This window comes from Kitasatospora sp. NPDC001603 (assembly GCF_040298365.1).
GTDB lineage: Bacteria > Actinomycetota > Actinomycetes > Streptomycetales > Streptomycetaceae > Kitasatospora.
In genome coordinates this window covers 1-10,292 of the sequence record NZ_JBEPAA010000142.1, presented here as the reverse complement: position 1 = coordinate 10,292, position 10,292 = coordinate 1, and the positions used below count along the sequence as shown (strand labels likewise).

Here is a 10,292-nt window from a genome sequence, read left to right as displayed (position 1 = left end):
GAGCACCCCGGCCACGTGCGCGGCCGTGATCTCACCGATCGAGTGGCCCATGACCGCGTCCGGCCGGACGCCCCAGGACTCGATCAGCCGGAACAGCGCCGTCTCCACCGCGAACAACCCGGCCTGGGTGTAGACGGTCTGGTCCAGCGATCCGGCCGTACCGAACACCACGTCCTTGACCGGGTGCTCGGCCCACCCCGCCAACCGCGCGTCCAGCGCCGCGCAGGCCGCCTCGAAGGCCTCGGCGAACACCGGGTACCGCTCCGCCAGCTCACGGCCCATCCCGACCCGCTGCGACCCCTGACCCGGGAAGACCAGGACCGTCCGGGCCTGGCCACCCCCGGTCACGACACCGGCGGTGGACTCCCCGCGCGCCAGGGCGCTCAGCCCGGCCAGCGCCTCCTCCGGCGAGCCCGCCAGCACCACCGCGCGCTCCGACAGCAGCGCCCGCTGCGCCAGCAGCGCGGCGGCGATCTCCGCCGTCCCCGCCCCGGACGTCTCGACGAAGGGCGCCAGCCGGTCGGCCTGCCCGGCCAGCGAGCCCGCGCTCTTCGCCGACAGCACCAGCGGGACCACACCCGTCGGCTCGACGGCGGGCCGCTCCACCGCGTTCTCCTCCGGCACCTGCTCCAGGATCAGGTGCGCGTTGGTCCCGCTCAGCCCGAACGAGGAGACGCCCACCCGGCGGGGGCGGCCGGTCTCCGGCCATTCCCGCGCCTCGGTCAGCAACTCGACGGCGCCCGCCGTCCAGTCCACCTGCGAGGACGGCGCGTCCACGTGCAGGGTGGGCGGCAGCACGCCGTGCCGCAGCGCCTGGACCATCTTGATCACACCGGCCACCCCGGAAGCCGCCTGGGTGTGACCGATGTTGGACTTCAGCGAGCCCAGCCAGAGCGGCCGCTCCGGGTCGCGGCCGCGGCCGTAGGTGGCCAGCAGCGCCTGGGCCTCGATCGGGTCACCCAGCACGGTGCCCGTGCCGTGGCCCTCCACCGCGTCGATGTCGGCGGTGGACAGGCCCGCGTTGGCCAGCGCCTTGCGGATCACCCGCTGCTGCGAGGGCCCGTTCGGCGCGGTCAGCCCGTTGGACGCGCCGTCCTGGTTCACCGCGCTGCCGCGGACCACCGCGAGCACCCGGTGCCCCTTGCGCCGCGCCTCCGAGAGGCGCTCCAGCACCACCACACCCGCGCCCTCGGCCCAGCCGGTGCCGTCCGCCGCGTCCGCGTAGGACTTGCACCGGCCGTCCGAGGCCAGACCGCGCTGGCGGGAGAACTGCACGAACGCGCCGGGGCCGGTCATCACGGCCGCGCCGCTGGCGAGGGCCAGCGAGCACTCACCGGTCCGCAGCGCCTGCGCGGCCAGGTGCATCGCCACCAGGGACGACGAGCAGGCCGTGTCCACGGTGACCGCGGGGCCCTCGAAGCCGAACACGTAGGACACCCGGCCCGAGGCCACGCTGCTGCCGGCGCCGGTCGTGACGAAGCCCTCCAGCTCGGCGGGTACGTCGCTGCCGGAGCCGTAGCCCGCGCCCATCAGGCCGGAGAAGACGCCGACATCGGTGCCCTTGAGCGTGGCCGGGTCGATGCCGGCCCGCTCCAGCGCCTCCCACGAGGTCTCCAGCAGCAGGCGCTGCTGCGGGTCCATCGCGAGCGCCTCGCGCGGCGAGATCCCGAAGAAGCCCCCGTCGAACAGCGCCGCCTCGTGCAGGAAGCCGCCCTGGTCCACGTAGGAGGTCCCGGCCTTGTCCGGGTCCGCGTCGAAGAGGCCGTCCAGGTCCCAGCCGCGGTCGGACGGGAAGCCGGACATCGCGTCCCGGCCCTCGCTGACCAGCCGCCAGAGGTCCTCGGGGCTCGCCACACCGCCGGGCAGGCGGCAGGCCATGCCGACGATCGCGATCGGCTCGGACGGGTCGGCGAGCACGACCGCCGGCGCCGCCGCGCCGGTCTCGGCGGCCACGTGGCCGAACTCCTCGTGCAGGTGCCGGGCGAGGGCGAGCGGGGTCGGGTGGTCGAAGACCACCGTCGCGGGCAGCTTCAGACCGGTCGCCTCGCGCAGCCGGTTGCGCAGCTCGACGGAGGTCAGGGAGTCGAAGCCGGAGTCGCGGAACGCCGTGTCGGTCTTCACGCCCTCCGGTCCCGCGTGCCCGAGCACGGTCGCCGCGTGGCCGCGGACCAGTTCCAGCAGCAGTGCCTCCTGCTCGGCCACCGTCAGCCCGGTCAGCCGGCCGGCCAGCCCGGCCGTTCCGTCGGCCGCCGCCGACCGCGCGGTCTGCCGGCTCGCCCGGATCAGCCCCCGAAGCAGCGGCGGCACCTCGCGGCCCGCCGCCGCGTCGGCGCGCATGGACCGCAGGTCGAGCTTGATCGGGACGAGCAGCGCGTCGCCGGTGCGCAGCGCCGCGTCGAAGAGGTCCAGGCCTTCGTCCGAGGCCAGCGAACGGCTCCGGCTCCGGCCGGTCCGGGCCTCCTCGGCGGTGTCGAGGTGGGCGGTCATCGCGGTGGCCTGCTCCCAGAGGCCCCAGGCCAGGGACATCGCGGGCAGGCCGTCGGCGCGGCGCCGGTGGGCGACCGCGTCCAGATAGGCGTTGGCCGCCGCGTAGTTGCCCTGACCGGCCGAGCCGAAGACCCCGGCGGCCGACGAGAACAGCACGAACGAGCGCAGCTCCGGCGCCAGTTCACGGGTCAGCTCGTCCAGGTGCCGCACCGCGGTCACCTTCGGGGCGAACACGAGGGCCAGCCGCTCCGCCGTCAGCGCCCCGAACACCCCGTCGTCCAGCACACCCGCGGTGTGCACCACCCCGGTCAGCGGGTGCTCGGCCGGCACGCCGGAGAGCAGTGCGGCCGCCGACTCCCGGTCGGCCACGTCGCAGGCCGTGACGGTCACCGTCGCACCGAGACCCTCCAGCTCGGCCGCCAACTCCGTTGCGCCCTCGGCCCGCAGGCCGCTCCGGCTGGCCAGCAGCAGATGCCGGACCCCGTGCCCGGTGACCAGGCGCCGGGCCAGCAGGCCGCCGAGGGTGCCGGTGCCGCCGGTGATCAGGACGGTGCCCTCGGGGTCGAACGCCGCGGCCTCGTCGGCCGGGGCCGTGGCCCGGGCGATCCGGGGCACGTACATCGCCGTCCCGCGGACGGCGACCTGCGGCTCGTTGGTGCCCAGCACGGCGGCGAGCACCGGTTCGACGTCCGTCCCGGGGGCGGCGTCGGTGTCGAGCAGCACGATCCGGTCCGGGTTCTCCGCCTGCGCGACCCGGATCAGACCCCAGACCGCCGCACCCGCCGGGTCCGTCACCGCGGCGTCGCCACCGGCGGGCACCGCACCGCGGGTGACCACGACCAGCCGCGCCGCGTCCAGCCCCCGGGTGCTCAGCCAGGCCTGGACGACGTCCAGCACCCGGGCGGTCAGGCCGAGCACCGCGTGCTCGTCCGGGCCGTCCCCGACCGCGTCCAGGACGACCACGGGGGGCACGCCCGAGCCGTTGGTCAGCATGGCCACGTGGTCCGGCGAGGCCACCGGCACCCAGGCCGGCGGGAGTTCCAGGCCGGGAGCGGTACCGGTGGGCAGCTCCGTCCACTCCACCCGGAACAGCGCGTCGCGGCCTTCGTCGCCGCCCGCGCTGCCCAGCTGGTCGGCCGAGACGGCGCGCGAGACCAGCGAACGGAGCGTCAGGACGGCTCCGCCGGTCTCGTCGGCGGCCTCCAGCGCGAGCGTCTGCGCGTCGGCCCGCACCAGGCGCACCCGCAGCGCCGAGGCACCGGCCGCGTGCAGCCGCAGCCCGTTCCAGCCGAACGGCAGGTGCACCTCGGACTCGCCGCCCGCCCGGTTCGCGCCCGTCGGGTCCCCCAGCGCCACGTCCAGCATGACGGGGTGGAGGGCGGCGTCGAGCAGCGCGGGGTGGATGCCGAACCGGCCGGCGGCGTCCCGCTGGTCCTCGGGCAGGGCGACCTCGGCGAACAGCTCCTCGCCGCGCCGCCAGACCGCCCGCACGCCCTGGAACACCGGCCCGTAGCCGTAACCGGCTTGGGCCAGCAGCTCGTAGCCGCCGGTGACACCCAGCTGCTCCGCGTCAGCGGGCGGCCAGGCGGTGAAGTCGAACGCGGGACCACCGGCGTCCGAGGTCGCCGTCAGGGTCCCGGTGGCGTGCCGGGTCCAGGCGTCCGCGCCGGTGTCCCCGGCCGCGTCCTCGCGGACCGAGTAGATGCCGATACCGCGGGCGCCCGCCCCGTCGGGGCCGCCGACGGTGACCTGGACCCGCACGTTGCCGTGCTCGGGCAGGACCAGTGGGGCCTCGATCACCAGCTCGTCCAGCGTGCCGCAGCCGACCTCGTCACCGGCCCGTACCGCCAGCTCGACCAGACCAGTGCCGGGCACCAGGACGGCGCCGCCGACGGCGTGGTCGGCCAGCCAGGGGTGGGTGTGCAGGGAGAGCCGGGAGGTGCAGAGCACGCCGCCCGTCTCGGGTACCTGGACCACCGCGCCGATCAGCGGGTGGTCGGCGGTGGCCTGGCCGAGCGAGGCCGCGTCGGTGGCCGGGGAGGTCCGCAGCCAGTAGTGCTGCTGGTCGAAGGCGTAGGTGGGCAGGTCCACCTGGGCGGTCTCGGCGCCGGCCGGCAGCACACCGGTCCAGTCGACGGCCACGCCGCGGACGTGGAGTTCGGCCATCGAGGCGAAGAGCCGGCGCGGGCCGCCCTCGTCCCGCCTCAGCGTCCCGGTGACCAGGGCCTCGGCCCCGGCCTCGTCCACGATCTCGCTCACCGGCTGCACCAGCACCGGGTGCGCGCTCGACTCCACGAACACCGTGTGGCCCTGGTCCAGCAGCGTCGCGATCGCCGGGCCGAACCGGACCTGACCGCGCAGGTTGCGGTACCAGTACCCGCCGTCCAGCACGCCCGCCTCGTCGATCCACTCACCGGTGACGGTGGAGAGGAACGGCACCAGCGGGGCCTGGCTGCGGATGTCCGCGAAGGCCTCCGCCAGGGTCTCCTCGATCGCCTCGACATGACGGGTGTGGGAGGCGTAGTCCACCGCCACCCGGCGCACCCGCACACCGTCGGCCGCCAGCACCTCCAGCGCCTCGTCCAAGGCCTCGGCGTCACCCGCGACCACCACCGAGGCCGGGCCGTTGACGGCCGCGACCTCGACGCGGTCCGCCCAGCGCACCAGCCGCTCGACGGCCTCGGGCTCGGAGAGCGCCACCGACGCCATCCCGCCGCGTCCGGCGAGGCTGCCCGCGATCACCTGGCTGCGCACCGCGACGATCCGGGCGGCGTCCTCCAACGACAGCGCACCGGCCACGCAGGCCGCCGCGATCTCACCCTGCGAGTGCCCGACCACGGCGTCCGGCAGCACGCCCACCGACGCCCAGACGGCGGCCAGACCGACCATCACCGCGAAACTGGCCGGCTGGAGCACGTCGACGCGCTCCAGCAGCTCGGCCGGGGCCTCGCCGCGCAGGACGTCCTCCAGCGACCAGTCCACCCAGCGCTCCAGCGCCGCCGCGCACGCGGCGACCCGCTCGGCGAACACCGGGGAGGAGTCCAGCAGTTCACGCCCCATTCCGACCCACTGCGAGCCCTGCCCCGGGAACACCAGCACCGTCCGGCCCGCACCGGACACACTGCCCGTCACCAACCCCGGCGCGGACTCCCCGCGCGCCAACGCGGCCAGCCCCGTCAGCACCTCGGACCGCGAGCCCGCCACCAGCACCGCGCGCTCACCGAGCGCCGCCCGCCGGGTCGCCAGGACACCGGCCACCGCGGCCGGTGAGACCGGCGCGGACGCCTCGACGAAGGCCGCCAGCCGCTCGGCCTGCCCGGCCAGCGAGACCGTCGAGGCCGCCGACACCACCAGCGGCACCACGGCGTCGGGGGCGGGCCCGGCCTCGGCCGGCTCCTCCTCGGGCGCCTGCTCCAGGATCAGGTGCGCGTTGGTCCCGCTCAGCCCGAAGGAGGAGACGCCCACCCGCCGGGGGCGGCCGGTCTCCGGCCACTCCCGCGCCTCGGTCAGCAGCTCCACCGCGCCGACCGACCAGTCCACCTGCGGCGTCGGGGCCTCGACGTGCAGGGTGGGCGGCAGCACACCGTGCCGCAGCGCCTCCACCATCTTGATCACACCGGCCACCCCGGCCGCGGCCTGGGTGTGGCCGACGTTGGACTTGACCGAGCCGAGCCAGAGTGGTGCCTCCCCGTCCCCGCGCCCCTGCCCGTACGTGGCCAGCAGCGCCTGCGCCTCGATCGGGTCACCCAGCGAGGTCCCCGTCCCGTGCGCCTCCACCGCGTCGACGTCCGAGGCGGCCAAGCCCGCGTTGGCGAGCGCCTTGCGGATCACCCGCTGCTGCGAGGGGCCGTTGGGCGCGGTCAGACCGTTCGACGCGCCGTCCTGGTTGATCGCGCTGCCGCGCAGCACCGCCAGGATCCGGTGTCCGTTGCGCCGGGCCTCGGAGAGCCGCTCCAGCACCACCACGCCCGCGCCCTCGCCCCAGCCGGTGCCGTCGGCGGTCGAGGAGAACGCCTTGCACCGCCCGTCGGGGGCGAGTGCCTTCTGTCGCGAGAACTCCACGAAGGTGTGCGGCGTCGCCATGATCGTCGCGCCGCCGGCCAGTGCCAGCGAGCACTCGCCGGACCGCAGCGCCTGCGCGGCCAGGTGCATCGCCACCAGCGAGGAGGAGCACGCCGTGTCCACGGTGACCGCCGGGCCCTCGAAGCCGAACACGTAGGAGACCCGGCCCGAGGCCACGCTCATCGCGGAGCCGGTGGCGGTGAAGCCGCTCAGCTCCGGCGGGATGACACCGCCGATCCCGTAGCCCTGGGTCATCACGCCGGAAAACACCCCGACGTCCCGGCCCTTCAGCGCGGCCGGGTCGACCCCGGCCCGCTCCAGCGCCTCCCAGGACATCTCCAGCAGCAGCCGCTGCTGCGGGTCCATCGCCAGCGCCTCGCGCGGCGAGATCCCGAAGAAGCCCGCGTCGAAGAGCCCCGCGTCGTGCAGGAAGCCGCCCTGGTCGACGTAGGAGGTGCCGATGTTCTCCTGGTCGTCGTCGAAGAGGCCGCCCACGTCCCAGCCGCGGTCCTCGGGGAAGCCGGACACCGCGTCCCGGCCCTCGGAGACCAGCCGCCAGAGGTCCTCCGGGGTGACCACGCCGCCGGGCAGCCGGCAGGCCATGCCGACGATGGCGATCGGCTCGTCGAGGTCGGCCGCGACCACCGTCGGGACGGCGGCAGCGGCGGCGGTGTCGCCGAGCTCCTCGCGCAGGAAGCGGGCGAGCGCGACCGGCGTGGGGTAGTCGTAGACGACGGTCGTGGGCAGGTTGAGCCCGGTCGACTCGCGGAGCCGGTTGCGCAGTTGGACGGAGGTGAGCGAGTCGAAGCCGGCGTCCTTGAACGCCTTCTCCGCCTTGACGTTCGCCGCGCCGGCGTGTCCGAGCACGGTCGCGACATGGGTGCGGACCAGGTCCAGCAGCAGCGTCTCCTGCTCCGCCACCGCCAGCCCGGCGAGCCGGTCGGCCAGCCCGGAGGCGGTCCGGACGGCCCGTCGGCCGGCCGGCACCAGGCTGCGCAGCAGCGGCAGGACGCCGCGGCCGGACGCGGCCTCGGCCCGGACGGCGCGCAGGTCGAGCTTGATCGGCACGGTCACGGCCCGGCCGCCCCGCAGGCCCGCGTCGAAGAGGTCCAGGCCCTCCGCCGGGGCGATCGCCAGGAACCCGCCCCGGTTCACCCGGGTCTGGTCGGCCTCGGTGAGGTGGGCGGCCATGCCGCCGGCCTGCTCCCAGAGGCCCCAGGCGAGCGACGCGGCGGGCAGGCCGTCGGCGCGGCGCCGGTGGGCGACCGCGTCCAGATAGGCGTTGGCCGCCGCGTAGTTGCCCTGACCGGCCGAGCCGAAGACCCCGGCGGCCGACGAGAACAGCACGAACGAGCGCAGCTCCGGCGCCAGTTCACGGGTCAGCTCGTCCAGGTGCCGCACCGCGGTCACCTTCGGGGCGAACACGAGGGCCAGCCGCTCGGGCGTCAGCGCCCCGAACACCCCGTCGTCCAGCACACCCGCGGTGTGCACCACACCCGTCAGCGGATGCTCGACCGGCACCGCGGACAGCAGGGCGGCCGCCGACTCCCGGTCGGCCACGTCGCAGGCGGTGACGGTCACGGTCGCACCGAGATCCTCCAGCTCCGCCGCCAACTCCGGTGCGCCCTCGGCGCCGAGACCCCGGCGGCTGACCAGCAGCAGGTGCCGGACGCCGTGCCCGGTGACCAGGTGCCGGGCCAGCAGCGCGCCCAGCGAGCCGGTGCCGCCGGTGACCAGGACGGTGCCCTCGGGGTCGAACGCGGCGGGACCGTCGGTCGCGGCGCCGTCGGTGGCGCGGACCAGGCGCGGCGCGGACAGGGCCGCCCCCCGGACGGCGACCTGCGGCTCACCGGTGGCCAGCACGGCGGCCAGGACGGTACCGAGGTCGGTGTCGGCCTCGGTGTCGGTCTCGGTGTCGGTCTCGGTGTCGGTGTCCAGCAGCACGATCCGGTCCGGGTTCTCCGCCTGCGCGACCCGGATCAGACCCCAGACCGCGGCACCCGCCGGGTCCGTCACCACGGCGTCGCCACCGGCGGGCACCGCACCCCGGGTGCGCACCACCAGTCGGGAGCCTTCGAGGCCGGACGCGGCCAGCCAGGACTGCGCGACCGCCAGCACCCGGCCGGTCAGACCGAGCACCGCGTGCTCGTCCGTACCGTCCCCGACCGCGTCCAGGACCACCACGGACGGCGCGCCCGCGCCGTCCGCCGGTGCGGCGACCGCGGCCACCTCGGCCGCACCGGACAGCACCGTCCACCGCACGGCGGCCGGAGCGGCGGCCGGGGGCAGCTCGGTCCACTCCACCCGGAACAGCGCGTCGCCACCGGTCGCGCCCGCCGAGGCGGCCAACTGCTCGACGGCGACCGGGCGGAGCGTCACGGAGTCGGCCGCCAGCACGGCGGCGCCGGTCTCGTCGGCGGCCTCGAAGGCCAGCGTGCCGACGCCGAGCCGGGCCAGGCGCACCCGCAGGGCCGCCGCGCCCGTGGCGTGCAGCACCAGCCCGCCCCAGCGCAGCGGCTGCCACAGCCGGTCGGCGTCGGCCGCCACGGTGTCCCGCAGGCCCGGGTGCAGGGCCGCGTCGAGCAGCGCGGGGTGGATGCCGAAGCGGTCGGCCTCGTCGTGCTGGTCCTCCGGCAGGGCGACCTCGGCGAACAGCTCCTCGCCGCGCCGCCAGAGCGCCCGCAGGCCCTGGAACGCCGGGCCGTAGGCGTAGCCCTGGGCTACCAGGTCGGGGTAGAGGCCACCGAGGTCGACCGGCTGCGCGCCGGCCGGGGGCCAGGCGGTGAAGTCGAACTCCGGGCCGTCGGCGTCCGTCGTCGCCGTCAGGGTGCCGGTGGCGTGCCGGGTCCACGCGTCGGTGGCGTCCTCGCGGGCGGAGTACACCTCCACCGTGCGGGCGCCGTGCGCGTCGGGGCCGCCGACGGCGACCTGGACGCGGACCCCGCCGTGCTCGGGCAGGAGGATCGGCGCCTCGACGACCAGGTCGTCGAGGGTGCCGCAGCCGACCTCGTCGCCGGCCCGGACGGCCAGCTCCACCAGCGCCGTGGCGGGGACCAGCACGATCCCGCCGACGGCGTGGTCGGCGAGCCAGTCATGGGTGCGCAGGGAGAGCCGGGAGGTGAACACCAGGCCGTCGGACTGCGGCAGTTGGACGACCGCGCCGAGCAGGGGGTGACCGGCGCCGGTCAGGCCCAGGGCCGCCGCGTCGGTCACCGAGGCCAGCATCCGGAGCCAGTAGTGCTCGTGGTCGAAGGCGTAGGTGGGCAGCTCCACCCGGGCGGCGCCGGCTCCGGCGGGGAGGGTCTTCACCCAGTCCACCTCGACGCCCCGGACGAAGAGTTCGGCCACCGCGGCCAGCAGGGCGGGCGCCTCCGGGCGGCCGTCGCGCAGCGCGGCCACCGACACGGCTCGGCCGTCGACCGTCTCGTCCACCACACCGCTCAGTGCCGCGCCGGGGCCGAGTTCGACGAACACCGCGCCACCGGGTGCGGCCGCCGTGGCGACGCCGTCGGCGAACCGGACCGGGCGGCGGACATGGTCCACCCAGTAGGCGGGATCGGCCAGTTGGCCGGGCTCGGCCGGTCGGCCGGTGACGTTGGAGACGAGAGGGAACCGGGGCTCGTCCCAGGTGACGCCGGTGAGCACGGTGGCGAAATCCGCCAGCATCGGCTCCATCAGCGCCGAGTGGAAGGCGTGCGAGACGGTCAGCTGCTTGACCTTGCGGCCCTGTGCCTTCAGGCTCT

1 protein-coding gene is annotated in these 10,292 nt (G+C 76.0%); it reads right to left on the bottom strand.

The window, feature by feature from the left end; genetic code table 11:
* Positions 1 to 10,292 (bottom strand): SDR family NAD(P)-dependent oxidoreductase (locus ABT263_RS37935; RefSeq protein WP_352298279.1); only part of this gene is annotated, 10,292 nt, incomplete at both ends.